Origin of the sequence: Streptomyces sp. NPDC020192, from assembly GCF_044388685.1 — a bacterium.
In the GTDB taxonomy this organism is placed as follows: domain Bacteria; phylum Actinomycetota; class Actinomycetes; order Streptomycetales; family Streptomycetaceae; genus Streptomyces.
Window position 1 is genome coordinate 1 of the sequence record NZ_JBIRXG010000019.1, and the last position, 16,539, is coordinate 16,539.

13 protein-coding genes, 1 rRNA gene, 1 pseudogene and 1 riboswitch are annotated in these 16,539 nt (G+C 69.9%); of the genes and pseudogenes, 12 read left to right on the top strand and 3 right to left on the bottom strand.

Translation table 11 applies throughout. The annotated features are described in order from the left end of the window. From rrf to ACH47Z_RS31160, 11 genes and pseudogenes are all read left to right on the top strand, one after another. A 5S ribosomal RNA gene (rrf, locus tag ACH47Z_RS31110) occupies positions 1-95 on the top strand; the annotation flags it as partial. A gap of 108 nt (positions 96-203) precedes the next feature. After that, entirely contained in the window at positions 204-812 is a 609-nt protein-coding gene (locus ACH47Z_RS31115; RefSeq protein ID WP_399079584.1) for a CDP-alcohol phosphatidyltransferase family protein, read from the top strand. Positions 813-926: 114 nt separating this feature from the next. Next, positions 927-3,422: a sugar phosphate nucleotidyltransferase gene (locus tag ACH47Z_RS31120; RefSeq protein WP_399079587.1), complete on the top strand. Its 2,496-nt coding sequence runs from the start codon at positions 927-929 to the stop codon at positions 3,420-3,422. A gap of 203 nt (positions 3,423-3,625) precedes the next feature. Next, a complete protein-coding gene (locus ACH47Z_RS31125; protein WP_399079589.1) occupies positions 3,626-4,474 on the top strand; it encodes a DUF881 domain-containing protein in 849 nt (282 codons plus the stop codon). Beyond that, positions 4,471-4,803 (top strand): small basic family protein, encoded by a 333-nt coding sequence (locus ACH47Z_RS31130; RefSeq protein ID WP_003988855.1) that lies wholly within the window; start codon positions 4,471-4,473, stop codon positions 4,801-4,803. The genes ACH47Z_RS31125 and ACH47Z_RS31130 overlap by 4 nt, the downstream gene beginning before the upstream one ends. Positions 4,804-4,808: 5 nt before the next feature. Next, on the top strand, positions 4,809-5,639 hold the full coding sequence (locus ACH47Z_RS31135; RefSeq protein ID WP_399079952.1) for a DUF881 domain-containing protein: 831 nt from the start codon (positions 4,809-4,811) through the stop codon (positions 5,637-5,639). Positions 5,640-5,832: 193 nt separating this feature from the next. After that, positions 5,833-6,663 (top strand): FHA domain-containing protein, encoded by an 831-nt coding sequence (locus ACH47Z_RS31140; protein WP_399079592.1) that lies wholly within the window; start codon positions 5,833-5,835, stop codon positions 6,661-6,663. Between the two features lie 43 nt (positions 6,664-6,706). Continuing rightward, positions 6,707-7,444, top strand: a complete 738-nt coding sequence (locus ACH47Z_RS31145; protein ID WP_399079594.1) for a MerR family transcriptional regulator — start codon at positions 6,707-6,709, stop codon at positions 7,442-7,444. An 86-nt stretch (positions 7,445-7,530) separates the two neighbouring features. Beyond that, positions 7,531-8,004: a bifunctional nuclease family protein gene (locus ACH47Z_RS31150; RefSeq protein WP_026253112.1), complete on the top strand. Its 474-nt coding sequence runs from the start codon at positions 7,531-7,533 to the stop codon at positions 8,002-8,004. Positions 8,005-8,284: 280 nt separating this feature from the next. After that, entirely contained in the window at positions 8,285-8,968 is a 684-nt protein-coding gene (locus ACH47Z_RS31155) for a MerR family transcriptional regulator (RefSeq protein ID WP_399079596.1), read from the top strand. A gap of 69 nt (positions 8,969-9,037) precedes the next feature. Beyond that, positions 9,038-10,360: pseudogene (locus ACH47Z_RS31160) on the top strand (DNA polymerase IV); the annotation flags it as partial. A 934-nt stretch (positions 10,361-11,294) separates the two neighbouring features. On the opposite strand, the gene ACH47Z_RS31165 reads toward ACH47Z_RS31160, so the two are convergent. Next, positions 11,295-11,666: a PRC-barrel domain-containing protein gene (locus ACH47Z_RS31165; protein ID WP_399079598.1), complete on the bottom strand. Its 372-nt coding sequence runs from the start codon at positions 11,664-11,666 to the stop codon at positions 11,295-11,297. Between the two features lie 119 nt (positions 11,667-11,785). Further along, positions 11,786-11,880: riboswitch (glycine riboswitch) on the top strand. Between the two features lie 174 nt (positions 11,881-12,054). On the opposite strand from ACH47Z_RS31165, the gene gcvP reads away from it, so the two are divergent. After that, a complete protein-coding gene (gene gcvP, locus ACH47Z_RS31170) occupies positions 12,055-14,940 on the top strand; it encodes an aminomethyl-transferring glycine dehydrogenase (RefSeq protein WP_399079600.1) in 2,886 nt (961 codons plus the stop codon). Positions 14,941-15,000: 60 nt separating this feature from the next. Here the strand turns inward: gcvP and ACH47Z_RS31175 are convergent, their stop codons facing one another. Both ACH47Z_RS31175 and ACH47Z_RS31180 read right to left on the bottom strand, forming a co-directional pair. Next, complete coding sequence (locus ACH47Z_RS31175; protein ID WP_399079602.1) at positions 15,001-15,420, bottom strand: molybdopterin-binding protein; 420 nt, start codon at positions 15,418-15,420, stop codon at positions 15,001-15,003. 28 nt (positions 15,421-15,448) lie between these two features. Beyond that, positions 15,449-16,534 carry an ABC transporter ATP-binding protein gene (locus ACH47Z_RS31180; RefSeq protein WP_399079604.1) on the bottom strand — a complete coding sequence of 362 codons (1,086 nt, stop codon included), beginning with the start codon at positions 16,532-16,534 and terminating at the stop codon, positions 15,449-15,451. Between the last annotated feature and the right edge of the window lie 5 nt (positions 16,535-16,539).

The following is a 16,539-nucleotide window of genomic DNA, read 5'->3' on the forward strand; positions in this document are numbered from 1 at the left end:
AAACGCCCGGTTACATTCCGAACCCGGAAGCTAAGCCTCACAGCGCCGATGGTACTGCAGGGGGGACCCTGTGGGAGAGTAGGACGCCGCCGAACTCCTTTTACAGCTCCGGCCCTTGGGCAATGCCCAAGGGCCGGAGCTTTTTTGCGTTGAGGTAGGGTCAGGGGGCATCGTTGGCTCGTTTTCGCACAGGAGGCTCCCGGGTGGAGGTCCAGGAGACCCGTGTCCAGACAGACCGGGTCCTCACCATCCCCAACATCCTCAGCATGGCGCGGCTCGTCGGCGTACCCCTCTTCCTGTGGTTGATCCTCAGGCCCGAGTTCGGGGGTCCCAAGAGCGATGGCTGGGCTCTCCTCGTGCTGGCCTTCAGCGGGATCAGCGACTATCTCGACGGCAAGCTCGCCCGCCGCTGGAATCAGATCAGCAGCCTCGGCCGGCTTCTCGACCCCGCCGCCGACCGGCTCTATGTCCTTTCCACGCTGCTCGGACTCACCTGGCGGGACATCCTGCCGATCTGGCTGACCGCGCTGCTGCTGGCGAGGGAACTGGTTCTCCTGGTGATGGTGGGCATCCTTCGCCGGCACGGGTATCCACCGCCGCAGGTGAACTTCCTCGGGAAGGCCGCAACCTTCAACCTGATGTACGCCTTCCCGTTGCTGCTCCTCAGTGACGGCAGCGGTTGGATCGCGTCACTCGCTGCTGTTTTCGGATGGGCGTTCGCCGGATGGGGTACAACGCTCTACTGGTGGGCAGGAGTGCTCTACGTGGTACAGGTCCGCCGTTTGATCCGGACGGACGCCACGGCCGATTGAGCTCGGCGATTGTCCTGACGTTATGCATCGATGGCCCGCAGTCGAAAAGTGCGGGACAATCAGGACGGGTGAAGTCGGCTAACCGTCATCTCTTGCGAGGAGGACGCTTCCGACATGAAGGCCGTCGTGATGGCCGGAGGCGAAGGCACACGCCTGCGCCCCATGACCTCTAGCATGCCCAAGCCGCTCCTGCCCGTGGCCAATCGCCCGATCATGGAGCATGTGCTACGGCTGCTCAAAAGGCACGGGCTCAACGAGACTGTTGTCACCGTCCAGTTCCTGGCATCGCTCGTCAAGAACTACTTCGGCGACGGCGAAGAGCTCGGAATGGAGCTCACGTATGCCAATGAGGAGAAGCCACTCGGTACTGCCGGAAGCGTCAAGAACGCCGAAGAGGCGTTGAAGGACGATGCTTTCCTCGTCATCTCCGGTGATGCCCTGACCGACTTCGACCTCACTGATCTGATCAATTTCCACAAGGAGAAGGGCGCGCTGGTCACGGTCTGCCTGACCCGGGTGCCCAATCCGCTGGAGTTCGGCATCACGATCGTCGACGAGGAAGGCAAGGTCGAACGCTTCTTGGAGAAGCCGACCTGGGGCCAGGTCTTCTCCGACACGGTCAACACGGGCATCTATGTCATGGAGCCCGAGGTCTTCAGCTATGTCGAACCGGATGTTCCGGTCGACTGGTCCGGTGACGTCTTCCCGCAGCTGATGAAGGAAGGCAAGCCGGTTTACGGCTATGTCGCCGAGGGCTACTGGGAGGACGTCGGCACCCACGAGAGCTATGTGAAGGCCCAGGCCGACGTGCTCGAGGGCAAGGTCGACGTCGACATCGACGGATTCGAGATCTCGCCGGGTGTGTGGGTGGCGGAAGGCGCCGAAGTGCATCCGGACGCCGTACTGCGCGGGCCCTTGTACATCGGCGACTACGCCAAGGTCGAGGCCGGCGCGGAGATCCGTGAGCACACCGTCGTCGGATCGAATGTCGTCGTCAAGAGCGGGGCCTTCCTGCACAAGGCCGTCGTGCACGACAACGTGTATGTCGGCCAGCACAGCAATCTGCGGGGCTGTGTCGTCGGGAAGAACACCGACATCATGCGTGCCGCCCGTATCGAGGACGGCGCGGTCATCGGTGACGAGTGCCTGATCGGTGAGGAATCGATCGTTCAGGGCAACGTCCGGGTCTATCCGTTCAAGACCATCGAGGCCGGAGCCTTCGTCAACACCTCGGTCATCTGGGAGTCCAGAGGCCAGGCCAATCTCTTCGGCGCCCGTGGGGTGTCGGGCATCCTGAACGTCGAGATCACGCCCGAGCTGGCGGTGCGGCTCGCCGGGGCCTATGCGACGACACTCAAGAAGGGCTCCACCGTCACCACCGCCCGCGACCACTCCCGGGGCGCCCGTGCGCTCAAGCGGGCGGTCATCTCCGCGCTGCAGGCCAGCGCCATCGACGTACGGGACCTGGAGAACGTGCCGCTGCCCGTGGCCCGGCAGCAGACCGCGCGGGGCAGTGCCGGCGGCATCATGATCCGGACCTCGCCAGGTGTGCCGGACTCGGTCGACATCATGTTCTTCGACGGGCAGGGCGGCGATCTGTCGCAGGGCGGGCAGCGCAAGCTGGACCGGGTGTTCGCGCGGCAGGAGTACCGGCGGGCGTTCCCCGGTGAGATCGGCGACCTGTACTTCCCGGCGAGTGTCTTCGACTCGTACACCGGCACGGTGCTGCGGAACGTCGACACGACCGGTATCGCCGAGTCCGGCCTGAAGGTCGTCGTGGACGCGGCCAACGGCAGCGCCGGGCTGGTTCTGCCCAGCCTGCTCGGCAAGCTCGGGGTGGACTCGCTGACCATCAACCCCGGCCTCGACGAGTCGCGGCCCACGGAGACGGCCGAGGTGCGGCGCAACGGGCTGGTGCGGCTGGGCGAGATAGTGGCGTCCTCGGGCGCCGCCTTCGGTGTGCGGTTCGACCCCGTCGGCGAGCGGCTGTCGCTCGTGGACGAGAAGGGCCGGATCATCGAGGACGACCGGGCGCTGCTGGTGATGCTCGACCTGGTGGCCGCGGAGCGGCGCAGCGGGCGGGTGGCACTGCCGGTCACCACGACCCGGATCGCCGAGCAGGTCGCCGCCTATCACGGTACGCAGGTGGAGTGGACCACGACCTCGCCGGACGACCTCACGCGCGTGGGGCGCGAGGAGGGGACCATCTTCGGCGGTGACGGCAAGGGCGGGTTCATCGTCCCCGAGTTCAGCGGCGTCTACGACGGTACGGCGGCCTTCGTACGGCTGATCGGGCTGGTCGCGCGGACGCAGCTCACGCTCAGCCAGATCGACGCGCGGATCCCGCGGGCGCATGTCCTCAAGCGGGACCTGGCCACGCCGTGGGCCGTGAAGGGGCTGGTCATGCGGCGGGTGGTCGAGGCCGCCGGGGATCGCTTCGTCGACACGACCGACGGTGTGCGGGTCGTGGAGACGGACGGGCGCTGGGTGATGGTGCTGCCCGACCCGGCGGAGGCGGTCACCCATCTGTGGGCCGAGGGTCCCGACGACGCCTCCGCACAGGGACTGCTCGACGAGTGGTCGGCCATCGTGGACAGTGCCGGCCGGTAAGGACCGCACAGCGGGGCCGTACCGAACCGAAGGTGTGAACCCGCGCACGCGCGCGTGCCGGACAAGTGTCCCCACGGGGGCCTGTCCGGCACGTCGGTGGGGCCATTCGGAGGTACTGCCCGCGACATGCGACGATGTGCGGCATGCCGCAGCAACCCCCCGTTCGGAGCAACCCTGCGCGACCGCAGCGCCCGGACGCCTCCATGTCGTTGATCACCAACGTCATGGATCACAGCCTCGACGACGGGTACGCCGAGGCCGCCGCCCGGAGGACGTCCCAGGGCGAGGGCGGGCTGCCCAGGACACTGAGGGCGAAGCTGGGCCTCGCGGGCGGTCTCGTCCTCGCCGCGCTGGTCGTGACCCTCGGCGCGGCACAGGCGCGCGTGGCGGCGCCCGTGGTGGCCAAGGAGCGGCAGGAGCTGATCGACCGCGTCGACAGTGAGACCAAGAGCGCGGACAAGCTGCAGAGCACCGTCGACAAGCTGCGTGACGACGTGAGCACGCGTCAGCGGGCCGCGCTGAAATCGAGCGGCGGCAGCGCACAGGCGGATCTGGTGGGCGTCCTGTCGGGCGCGACCGAGGTGCACGGGCCGGGCGTCAAGCTCGTCGTGAACGATGCCAAGGAGGCCAGCACCGGCGGTGACGCGACCAGCCCGCGGGAGACCTCCGGTTTCTCCGACACCGGCCGGGTGCGCGACCGCGACATGCAACGCGTGGTCAACGGCCTGTGGGCGTCCGGGGCCGAGGCCGTCTCCATCAACGGGCAGCGGCTGACGGCCCTGTCCGCGATCAGGGCCGCGGGAGACGCGATACTGGTCGACAACAGGCCGCTGGTGCCGCCGTACACGGTGCTGGCGGTGGGGGACGGCGAAAAGTTGAGCACGGGGTTCCAGAACGGCGCGGACGGGCTGTATCTGCATGCCCTGGAGGAGAACTTCGGCATCCGCGCCACCATCTCCACCGAGGGCGACGTACGGTTGCCCGCCGCACCGAGTGTGATCGTCCGTACCGCACAGCCGAGCACCGAGAAGACTGAGAAGGGCACATCGTGATCGCCGTACTGGGCCTCGTCGTGGGAGTCGTGGCCGGCCTGTTGGTCCGGCCCGAGGTTCCGGCGGTCGTCGAGCCTTATCTTCCGATCGCCGTCGTCGCCGCGCTGGACGCCGTCTTCGGCGGCCTGCGGGCCATGCTCGACGGGATCTTCGACGACAAGGTCTTCGTGGTGTCGTTCCTGTCGAACGTCGTCGTCGCCGCCCTGATCGTGTTCCTCGGCGACAAGTTGGGCGTGGGCGCGCAGCTGTCCACGGGCGTCGTGGTGGTCCTCGGCATCCGGATCTTCTCCAACGCCGCGGCGATCCGGCGCCACGTGTTCCGGGCGTGACCGGCATGAGCGAGCCGAAAGAGCAGCCGGAGAACAGGCTGCGCAAGGAGCTGCCGGCCGAGGTGCCCCCCGCGGCGCCCGAGCCCGGACAGGCAACCGAGCGACTCCAGGCCCCGGTGACCGGCAGGCAGCGGCTGGCCAAGGGGCTGTGGCCGCCGCGTTTCACCCGGGCCCAACTCATCGTCGCCCTGCTGCTGTTCGGCCTCGGCTTCGGCCTGGCCGTGCAGGTGGCGTCCAACAGCAACACCGACAGCGCGCTGCGCGGCGCGCGGCAAGAAGATCTTGTGCGCATCCTCGATGAACTGGATTCGCGTACTCAGCGTCTTGAGGACGAGAAGCAGGGACTCGACAAGCAGCGCCAGGAGCTGCAGAGCAGCTCCGACCAGGCGGCGGAGGCCCGCAGGCAGACGGCCGAGAAGGAGCGGCAACTCGGCATTCTGGCGGGCACCGTGGCGGCTCAGGGTCCCGGCATCACGATGACGGTCCAGGACACGAAGGGGATGGTCAAGGCGGACATGCTGCTCGACGCGATCCAGGAGCTGCGCGCGGCCGGCGCCGAGGCGATCGAGCTCAACGGGGTGCGGGTGGTCGCGAACACGTACTTCGCGGACTCCGGCAACGGCGTGAGCGTCGACGGGAACAAGATCAACGCTCCCTATCGTTTCCAGGTCATCGGCAGGCCGCAGGATCTGGAGCCGGCGCTGAACATTCCGGGAGGAGTGGTGCAGACCCTGGAGAAGGAGCAGGCCACGGTGACGGTCGAGGGCTCGGACAAGATCGTCGTGGACGCCTTGCGGCAGGCGAAGCGGCCTGACTACGCTCGGTCGTCCTCCTAGTGAACCGGTGGTGCATGGGGGACGTCCGGCAGGGGCATGAGGTTGCGGGGGGTCGGCGCATCGAAGAGGTGGTGCGTGGTGGAAACTGTCCGGTGGATCCGGACGTTGTGAAGATGTCCGGCTCGGCCGGTGTAGGCAATCAGGGTTCGTCCTGCCCCACGGGCGGGTCTGTTTCGGTCAAGGGGAATCGCCCGTGAAGTTGTTTGCGAAGTTGTTCGGCAAGAGCGCGCGAGAGGGGCGCGAGAACGCGACCGCTCGTCATCGCGCCCAGCCTGACGCGGAGGGCCAGCGCCCGCTGTTCCGGGACCAGGTCGCTGGTCCGGGCGGTGACATTTCCGGAGGCCAGGGCGGGGCGTCGGTTGACCCTGCCCAGTCCGGCGGCATAGGTTTCGGGCAACCGTCGACCTCAGGTACGGGTGGAGGGTTCGCCTCCGGCCCGTACGCGTCCAACGCCCCGGCGGGGCAGCCGCGGCAGGAGGATCCGTCCATGTCGGTCCTGGTGTGTACGAGGTGCGGTAACCGCAACGCGGAGAACGCCCGCTTCTGTTCCAACTGCGGTGCGCCGCTGCGTCCCGGAGTGACGCCGGAACGCGCCTCCGAGACGACGTCCACGATCTCGATCTCCGGTCTCGAGGCGTACGACTCCGAGGTCACCGGTCAGACGCAGATCCCGACGCTGTCGCCCGAGGCGCAGGCCGCAGTGGACGCGCTGCCGTTCGGCTCGGCGCTGCTGGTGGTGCGCCGGGGGCCCAACTCGGGCAGCCGCTTCCTGCTGGACGCCGACCTGACCACGGCCGGCCGGCATCCGCAGAGCGACATCTTCCTCGACGACGTGACGGTGTCGCGTCGGCACGTGGAGTTCCGCCGCCAGCCGGACGGCTCGTTCACCGTGGCCGACGTCGGCAGCCTGAACGGCACGTACGTCAACCGCGAGCCGATCGACCAGGCCGTCCTGCAGAACGGCGACGAGGTGCAGATCGGCAAGTACCGGCTGGTGTTCTACGCGAGCCGGCAGGGCATCTGACCCACCCCCGGACCGGTGTCCGGGGGGACCACAGGGAAGGTCCATGCTTCAAACACCGAGCGGCGGTGCCGGAAGCGGTACCGCCGCCAGGGACAGTGGACTGATGAGCATCGGCACGGTGCTGAACGTGCTGCGCGACGAGTTCCCCGAAGTCACCATCTCCAAGATCCGGTTCCTGGAGTCGGAGGGGCTCATCGAGCCGCAGCGGACCCCTTCGGGATACCGCAAGTTCAGCGCCGGGGACGTCGAGCGGCTGGCGCACGTCCTGCGGATGCAGCGGGACCACTATCTGCCGCTCAAGGTGATCCGTGAGCACCTGGACGCCATGGAGCGGGGCGAGGCCGTCGCGCTGCCCGTCGTCGGCCGTCAGCGCACCCCGGAGGACCTTCAGGAGCTGCCGGTTGGGCCCACGGTGGCCCGGCTCGGCAGGGCCGAACTGCTGGCGGCGGCCGACGTCGACGAGGGCGAACTGAAGGAGTGGGAGTCCTACGGGCTGATCGCTCCGCTGGCGGACGGGTCGTACGACGCCGAGGCGGTCACCGTGGCCGCGCTCGTCGCCGAACTGGGCCGGTTCGGGATCGAGCCGCGCCATCTTCGGGTGATGAAGGCCGCCGCCGACCGTGAGGCCGGGCTCGTCGACCAGGTGGTGGCCCCGCTCAAGCGCCACCGCAACCCCCAGACCAGGGCACTCGCCGAGGCCCGTACGAAGGAGCTGGCGGCGCTCGCGGTGAAGCTGCACACGGCTCTGGTGAAGTCCGCTCTCGGCGTGCGGCTGCCCTGACGGCCGGGGTCCGCCGGAAAGCCGGATCGGGCACCTGTTCCCGGCCCGACTACCCAAACGTAGCGGGCACGGCCTAGGGTTGCTGTGTGAACGAGCTCGATGTCGTAGGTGTCCGGGTCGAAATGCCCTCCAACCAACCGATCGTGCTCCTGCGCGAAGTGGGGGGCGACCGTTACCTCCCCATCTGGATCGGGCCGGGGGAGGCGACGGCGATCGCCTTCGCCCAGCAGGGCATGGCCCCCGCCCGACCGCTGACGCACGACCTGTTCAAGGACGTGCTGGAGGCCGTCGGCCAGGAGCTGACCGAAGTACGCATCACCGACCTGCGGGAAGGCGTCTTCTACGCGGAGCTGGTCTTCGCCAGCGGGGTCGAGGTCAGCGCCCGTCCCTCCGATGCCATAGCGCTGGCCCTGCGCACCGGGACGCCGATCTACGGCAGTGACACGGTGCTGGACGACGCGGGCATCGCCATCCCGGACGAGCAGGAGGACGAGGTGGAGAAGTTCCGCGAGTTCCTCGACCAGATCTCGCCCGAGGACTTCGGCACCAGCAGCCAGTGACCGCGCGTGGCCACCGACGGCAGACGATCGGTGACCACGAACGGGCGGTGCACGACGGCTGTCGTGAACCCCGCGCGGCCGGTGGGGCGGGCAATTGCCACCGGCCATTGAGAGCGTCCCAGGGCTTCCCGCGAGCGCATTCGGCTAGCCTTTCCCCGCGGTGGGACACGGGAAACCACTCCTTGGGTGATTATCACTCGGCGTGCCGAGTGTGGCGATCGTTGACGCACCCCTGGTGACTGCCTACCGTCGAGACGGCAGGTCAAGGACGGAGGTCGGCGTGAGAACCAGCGGCGACGGTACGGCTGGGGGTGCCCCCGGACGCGGGTTCGGGGAGAGCGGTCCGTACCCTCCCTCGAGCTCTCAGCTGCGTTCGAACGGGGGGTTCCCCCAAGCGAGCAGCCCGGTCGATCACGCTCCGCAGCGGCCGACGGTGGTGCCGGACGGCGGAGGGGCGGCGTCGATGACGTCCGAACAGATCGGCTACCGCGGGCCCACGGCCTGCGCGGCCGCGGGTATCACCTACCGGCAGCTCGACTACTGGGCGCGCACCGGCCTGGTCGAGCCGAGCGTGCGGCCCGCCTACGGGTCGGGCACCCAGCGGCTGTACAGCTTCCGGGACGTGGTCGTCCTGAAGATCGTGAAGCGGTTCCTGGACACCGGGGTCTCGCTGCAGAACATCCGCACGGCCGTCCAGCACCTCAGGGAACGCGGTTTCCGTGACCTGGAGCGGATGACCCTGATGAGCGACGGCGCCACGGTGTACGAGTGCACCTCCCCGGACGAGGTCCACGCCCTGCTCCAGGGCGGTCAGGGCATCTTCGGGATCGCCGTCGGTGTGGTGTGGCGGGACGTGGAAAGCGCTCTCTCCCAGTTGCACGGTGAGCGCGTCGACACGGGCGAGACGCTTGTCGGGCACAACCCCGCGGACGAGCTGGCACGCCGTCGTAACCGGGCGGTCTGACCGCCGTAGCGCGCGCGATCGGCCTCCCGCGCCGGGGCATTGTCAGTGCCGTGGTGCAGCATCGGAGATGTGAGACGTGCGCCGACCATCCTCCATCTCGACATGGATGCCTTCTACGCCTCCGTGGAGCAGGCATCCAAGCCGAGCCTGCGCGGAAAGGCGGTCGTCGTGGGCGGGCTCGGGCCGCGCGGGGTGGTGGCCACCGCGTCGTACGAGGCACGGGTCTTCGGGGTGCACTCGGCGATGCCGATGGGCCAGGCCCGCCGGCTGGCGCCCAACGCCGCGTATCTGGTGCCGCGCTTCGGGCTGTACCGGGCGATCAGCGAGCAGGTGATGGCACTGCTGCGGGAGCTGTCGCCGCTGGTGGAGCCGCTGAGCCTGGACGAGGCGTTCGTGGATCTGGAGGCCGGGGGGACGGCCTGGGACGCGGAGTCGGCGCGGCTGGCCGGGATCAAGCTGCGCGCGGACATCCGGGCGGTCACTGGGCTCACCGGGTCGGTGGGGCTCGCCGCGTCCAAGATGGTCGCGAAGATCGCCTCCGAGCAGGCCAAGCCGGACGGCCTGGTGCTCATCGAGCCGGGGACCGAGCGGGCGCTGCTGGGGCCGATGCCGGTGCGGACCCTGCCGGGGGTGGGGCCGGCCACGGGGGACCATCTGCGGCGGGTCGGGATCACCACGGTCGAGGAGCTGGCCGAGGCGGGTGAGGACGAGCTGGTACGGCTGCTAGGCAAGGCGCACGGGCACGCGCTGTACGCCATGGCGCTGGCCCGTGACGACCGGCCCGTGGTCGCCGAGCGTGAGGCGAAGTCGGTGTCGGTCGAGGACACGTATGACGTGGACATCCATGACCGGCTGCGGATCGGGCTGGAGGTGCAGCGGCTCGCCGACCGGTGTGTGGGACGGCTGCGCGGGGCCGGGCTGTCGGGGCGGACCATCGTGCTCAAGGTGCGGCGGTACGACTTCTCGACCCTGACCCGCTCCGAGACGCTCCGCGGGCCCACGGACGATCCGGCGGTCGTCCGGGAGGCGGCGGGGCGGCTGCTGGACTCCGTGGACACCACGGGTGGGGTACGGCTGCTCGGTGTGGGTGTCTCCGGGCTGGCCGATTACACGCAGGAGGATCTGTTCGCGCAGGCCATGCCCGTGCCTCCGGCGGAGGAGCCGGAGGCCGGTGTGACCGAGGTCGTTCCGGAGCGGACGGTGGCTGTCGAGCGGCAGTGGCGGGCCGGGCAGGATGTGCGGCATGCCGAGTACGGGGCTGGGTGGGTGCAGGGGAGTGGGCTGGGGCGGGTGACGGTGCGGTTCGAGACGCCGCAGTCCCCTCCGGGGCGAGTGCGGACGTTTTTTGTGGGGGATCCTGCGCTGGAGTCTGCCGAGCCGTTGCCGTTGGTTCCGGTCTTTGCCCACCCGCCCGCCCGTCTCGGTCGGTCCCACAGTGACCGACACGGGGCTCCGCCCCGGACCCCGGACGCGGGCGGCGGGAACGGGGGACAGGCCTCGGGCGGGACTCGGATTCCGATCGACGCTCAGGCCCCGGATGAGGCTTGGGTCTCGGGCGGGGCTCGGGCCGAGGGCCGTGCCTCGGATGAAGTGGCCTCGGACGAAGCTCAGGTTCGGGCCGAGACCCAGGGACCCGATGGAGTCCAGGCTTCGGGCGGGGCTCGGGCTCGGGTGGAGACTCAGGGCCCCGATGAGGCTCAGGTCTCGGAGGAAGCTTGGGTTCCGGTAGCGGACCGGGCCTCTGATGGCGCTCAGGTCTTGAGCGAAGCTCAGTCGCCGGTCGTGACCCGGGTCCCCGATGAAGCTCGAGCCTCGGAGGAATCTCGGGTTCCAGTTGAGCTCCGGGCCGCTGACGAGGTTCAGGCTTCGGGCGGGGCTCGGGCTCGGGTCGAGACTCAGGGCCCCGATGAGGCTCAGGTCCCGGAGGAAGCTTGGGTTCCGGTCGAGACTCAGACCCCTGATGAGGCTCAGGCCTCGGGCGAAGCTCAGCCTCCGGTCGTGACCCAGGCCCTCGATGAGGCTCAGGTCTCGGATGAATCTCGGGTTCCGGTCGAGCCCCAGGCCTCTGGCGAGCCCAGGTCTCGGGCGAAGCTCGGGTTCCGGTAGCGGGCCGAGCCTCTGATGGTTGTCGGGTCTCGGGCGGGGCTCGGGTTTTGGTTGTGGCCCAGCCCCCTGATGAGCCCCAGGCCTCGGGGGAAGCTCGGCCTCCGGTCGAGCCTCAGGTCCCCGATGAGCCCCAGGCTTCGGGCGAAGCTCGGGTTCCGGTCGAGGCGCAGGCTCCCGATGGAGCTCGAGACTCGAAGGAAGCTTGGCTTCCGGTGGGGGTTCAGGACTCCTCCGAACCCGCCAGTTTGCCGAAGTCCCGGTCCGGGACCGAAGGGGGTGGGGCCGTGTCGAGGCCGTAGTGGTGGTAGAGCTGGAGTTCCTGTTCGGGGGAGAGGTGGCGGCCCACGCCGAAGTCCGGGGCGTCCTTGATGAGGGCGCGGTCGAAGGGGACGTGGAGGGTGCCTTCGACCAGTTCACTGGGCTCCAGGGGGACGAAGGCGTCGCGGGAGAACAGGCCGGTGCGTATGGCCGCCCACTCGGGTACGCCGGTCGCGTCGTCCAGGTAGACCTCGTCGACAGTGCCGATCTTGGCGCCGTTGCGGTCGAACGCCTTGCGGCCGATCAGGTTGCGCGGATCGATGTCGGTCAGCACGGTCCCTCTCCCTCCACGTGGTCGCAACTCATCCGTAAGCACTACAAAAGAGCACATTCACGGAGGCGGCCACTCGAGAGCTCGGCCGTTGACCTCGCTGGTAACCTGATGTCGGCTGCTGAACCCGTGCGGGAGAGTCCTCCGAGCTCTTCGGAGGCGCCGAAGGAGCAAATCCTCCCCGGAATCTCTCAGGCCCACGTACCGCACGGACGAGGTCACTCTGGAAAGCAGGGCGGATGTCGACGGCTTCCGCCCTCACCGACGGTGAAAGCCGGGACCCTCGGGCGCCCGGTGAAGCTCTCAGGTTGAGATGACAGAGGGGGAGGCCGTCGGGGTACCCGCGCCGTGGTGCCCCTCGAAGGTCGCGTCAGACCAGGAGGCCTCCGCAATGACCGCCCATCGCATTCCGCTCTCCGACCTCGAAGCAGGCATTCCCTTCGAGCAGCGCCACATCGGGCCCGACCAGGAGGCGCGGGCCAAGATGCTCGCGCACGTCGGTTACGGCTCGCTGGACGAGCTCACCGCCACCGCGGTCCCGGACGTGATCAAGAACGCCGACGCCCTCGATCTGCCGGGCGCCCGCACCGAGGCGGCGGTCCTCGCCGAGCTGCGCTCCCTCGCCGACCGCAACCAGGTCCTCGGCTCCATGATCGGGCTCGGGTACTACGGGACCTTCACCCCGCCCGTCATCCTGCGCAACGTCATGGAGAACCCCGCCTGGTACACGGCCTACACGCCGTACCAGCCGGAGATCTCCCAGGGGCGGCTCGAGGCCCTGCTGAACTTCCAGACCATGGTCGCCGACCTGACCGGGCTGCCCACCTCCGGTGCCTCCCTCCTCGACGAGGGCACCGCCGCCGCCGAGGCGATGGCGCTGTCCCGGCGCATGGGCAAGAACAAGAAGGGCCTGTTCCTGGTCGACGCGGACGCGCTGCCGCAGACCATCGCCGTCATCGAGACGCGTGCCGAGCCGACCGGCGTCGAGGTCGTCGTCGCCGACCTCAGCGAGGGCATCCCGGCCGACATCGCCGCGCGCGAGATCAACGGCGTGCTGATCCAGTACCCGGGCGCCTCGGGTGCCGTACGCGACATCAAGCCGGTCATCGACCAGGCCCACGAGCTGGGTGCCCTGGTCACCATCGCCGCCGACCTGCTGGCCCTCACCCTGCTGACCTCGCCGGGCGAGCTGGGCGCGGACATCGCCGTCGGCACCACCCAGCGCTTCGGCGTGCCGATGGGCTTCGGCGGTCCGCACGCCGGCTACATGGCCGTACACGAGAAGTTCGCGCGCAGCCTGCCCGGCCGGCTCGTGGGCGTCTCCGTCGACGCCGACGGCAACAAGGCCTACCGGCTCGCGCTGCAGACCCGTGAGCAGCACATCCGCCGCGAGAAGGCCACCAGCAACATCTGCACCGCCCAGGTGCTGCTCGCCGTGATGGCCGGCATGTACGCCGTCTACCACGGGCCGGAGGGGCTCCGGGCCATCGCCCGGCGCACGCACCGGTACGCCGCGATCCTCGCCGAGGGGCTGAAGGCCGGCGGTGTCGAGCTCGTCCACGGCGCCTTCTTCGACACCGTCACCGCGCGCGTGCCCGGCAAGGCCGCCGAGGTCGTCGCCGCCGCCCGGGAGAACGGCGTCAACCTGTACCCGGTCGACGCCGACCACGTCTCCGCGGCCTGCGACGAGACCACCACGCGGGCCGCCCTGGACGCCGTCTGGTCCGCCTTCGGTGTCAAGGGCGACATCGAGGAGCTGGACGCGACCGCCGCCGACGCCCTCCCCGAGGGGCTGCTGCGCAACGACGCCTACCTGACCCACCCGGTGTTCCAGCAGCACCGCTCCGAGACCGCGATGCTGCGCTACCTGCGCAAGCTCGCCGACCGCGACTACGCGCTCGACCGCGGCATGATCCCGCTGGGCTCCTGCACCATGAAGCTCAACGCGACCACCGAGATGGAGCCGGTCACCTGGCCGGAGTTCGGCGGGCTGCACCCGTTCGCCCCCGCGGAGCAGGCCGAGGGCTACCTCACGCTCATCCGCGAGCTGGAGGAACGTCTCGCCGAGGTCACCGGCTACGACAAGGTCTCCCTCCAGCCCAACGCCGGCTCGCAGGGCGAGCTGGCCGGTCTGCTGGCCGTCCGCGGCTACCACCGGGCCAACGGCGACGAGCAGCGCACCGTGTGCCTGATCCCGTCCTCCGCGCACGGCACCAACGCGGCCAGCGCCGTGATGGCCGGCATGAAGGTCGTCGTCGTCAGGACCGCCGAGGACGGCGAGATCGACGTCGAGGACCTGCGCGCCAAGATCGAGCAGTACCGCGACGAGCTGGCCGTGCTGATGATCACCTACCCGTCGACGCACGGCGTCTTCGAGGAGCACGTCGCCGACATCTGCGCCCGGGTGCACGAGGCGGGCGGCCAGGTGTACGTCGACGGCGCCAACCTCAACGCGCTGGTCGGACTCGCCAAGCCGGGCCACTTCGGCGGTGACGTCTCGCACCTGAACCTGCACAAGACCTTCTGCATCCCGCACGGCGGCGGCGGTCCCGGCGTCGGCCCGGTCGCGGTGCGCTCGCACCTGGCGCCGTACCTGCCGAACCACCCGATGCAGCCGGCCGCGGGCCCGGAGACGGGCGTGGGCCCGATCTCGGCGGCTCCCTGGGGCTCGGCGGGCATCCTGCCCATCTCCTGGGCGTACGTCCGGCTGATGGGCGGCGAGGGCCTCAAGCGGGCCACGCAGGTCGCCGTGCTCTCGGCGAACTACATCGCCAAGCGCCTGGAGCCGCACTACCCGGTGCTCTACACCGGCCCCGGCGGCCTGGTCGCGCACGAGTGCATCATCGACCTGCGCCCGCTGACCAAGGCGACCGGCGTGAGCGTGGACGACGTGGCCAAGCGCCTGATCGACTACGGCTTCCACGCGCCGACGATGTCCTTCCCGGTGGCCGGCACGCTGATGATCGAGCCGACCGAGTCCGAGGACCTGGGCGAGCTGGACCGGTTCTGCGATGCGATGATCGCCATCCGCGCGGAGATCGAGAAGGTCGGCTCGGGCGAGTGGCCGGCGGAGGACAACCCCCTGCGGGGCGCCCCGCACACCGCCGCCGCGCTCGGCGGTGACTGGGCGCACGCCTACAGCCGCGAGGAGGCCGTCTTCCCGGCCGGTGTCTCGGCCGCCGACAAGTACTGGCCGCCGGTACGCCGTATCGACCAGGCCTTCGGCGACCGCAACCTGGTGTGCTCCTGCCCGCCGCTGGACGCGTACGAGGACTGAGTGAGAGGGCCCCGTCCGGTTTCCGGACGGGGCCCTGCCGCATGTCCGGGCGTCCAGGGCCTAGGCCGTCGCCAGCGCCACCTCGGTCGACTTGATCAGGGCGACGACCTCGGTGCCCGCGGTGAGGCCCAGGTCGGCGACGGACTCCTTGGTGATGGCCGAGGTCAGTTCGCCGCCCCGGATGGCGATCTTCACGGTGGCCATGGCGGCGCCGGTGGCCAGGTCCCTGACGGTGCCCGGCAGCTGGTTGCGGATCGAGACCCGGCCGACCGGGGCGGTGGCGAGGGAGACCTCGGTGGACTTCACCAGGGCTCGTACCGCGGTGCCCTCGGTGAGGCGGAGGTCGCGGGCCGCTTCCACGGTGATGGCCGCCGTGAGGTCCTGGCCACCGTCCAGCCGGAGCTTGACGGTGGCCATGGCCTCGCCGGGGCGGACCTCGGTGACGGTGCCGGGGAGCTGATTGCGGATGCTCAGGGTCATGGCCCCACACCGTAATGCGCGGGGGCGTTCAGGCCGGGTATGCGTGCGTCTGTGCCGCTTTGACCGTCGCCCAGACCGGTGCACCCGGGTGCAGATCCAGCTCGGCGGCGGCGACCGTGGTGAGGTCGGCGGCCAGTTGGAGTTCGCCGGTGAGGTCGGCGCGGATCTGGTCGCCGTACGGCTCCAGTCCCTCGACCTCGCAGCGCCACAGGTTCCGGGCGCTGGCGCCGGTCGGCCGGTCCCGGAACAGGGTGACGGCGGCGGGCGGGAACGCCACGAAGACCGGCCCGGACAGGACCTCCGTGGTCGTGATGGACGGCCCGGCGTCGAGCCGTACGGCATGCCCGTCCGCCTGTCCCCGGTAGAGGTTGAGGCCGACGAGCTGGGCGATGTAGCCGGTGCGTGGGTGGCGGGCGATGTCGGAGGGGGTGCCCTCCTGGACGACCCGGCCGTGCTCGATGACCACCAGCCGGTCCGCGAGCACCATGGCGTCCAGCGGGTCGTGGGTGACCAGCACGGCGACGGCCTCGAACTCGGCCAGATGGCGGCGGAGCTGGGCCCGGACCTCCAGGCGGGTACGGGCGTCCAGGGCGGCCAGCGGCTCGTCCAGGAGCAGCAGCCGGGGGCGGTTCGCCAGGGCTCGGGCAAGGGCCACCCGCTGGGCCTGCCCGCCGGAGAGCCGGCGCGGCTTGGCGTGGGCGTGGTCGGCCAGGCCCATGCGGTCCAGCCAGGCGGCGGCCCGCTCCCGGGCCTCGGCCTTGGACGCGCCCTGGCAGCGCGGTCCGAAGGCCACGTTGTCGAGGGCGGTCAGATGCGGGAAGAGGAGATAGTCCTGGAAGACCACTCCGACCGGGCGGGACTCCGGGCGCGTGCCCTTCAGGGAGGCGCCGTCCAGCCGCAGATGGCCGTCGGACAGCGGGACCAGACCGGCCAGGGCGCGCAGGGCGGTGGTCTTGCCGGCGCCGTTGGGTCCGAGCAGCGCGACGACGTCCCCGGGGGCGGCGGCGAGCGTCACGTCGAGGCGGAACGCGGCCCGGTCCACGACGAGGTGGGCGTCGAGGCCCTCGTCGCCCGCCTTTCGCAGGCCGGCTCGGGGGGCGTCGATGTCGGTCATGGGTC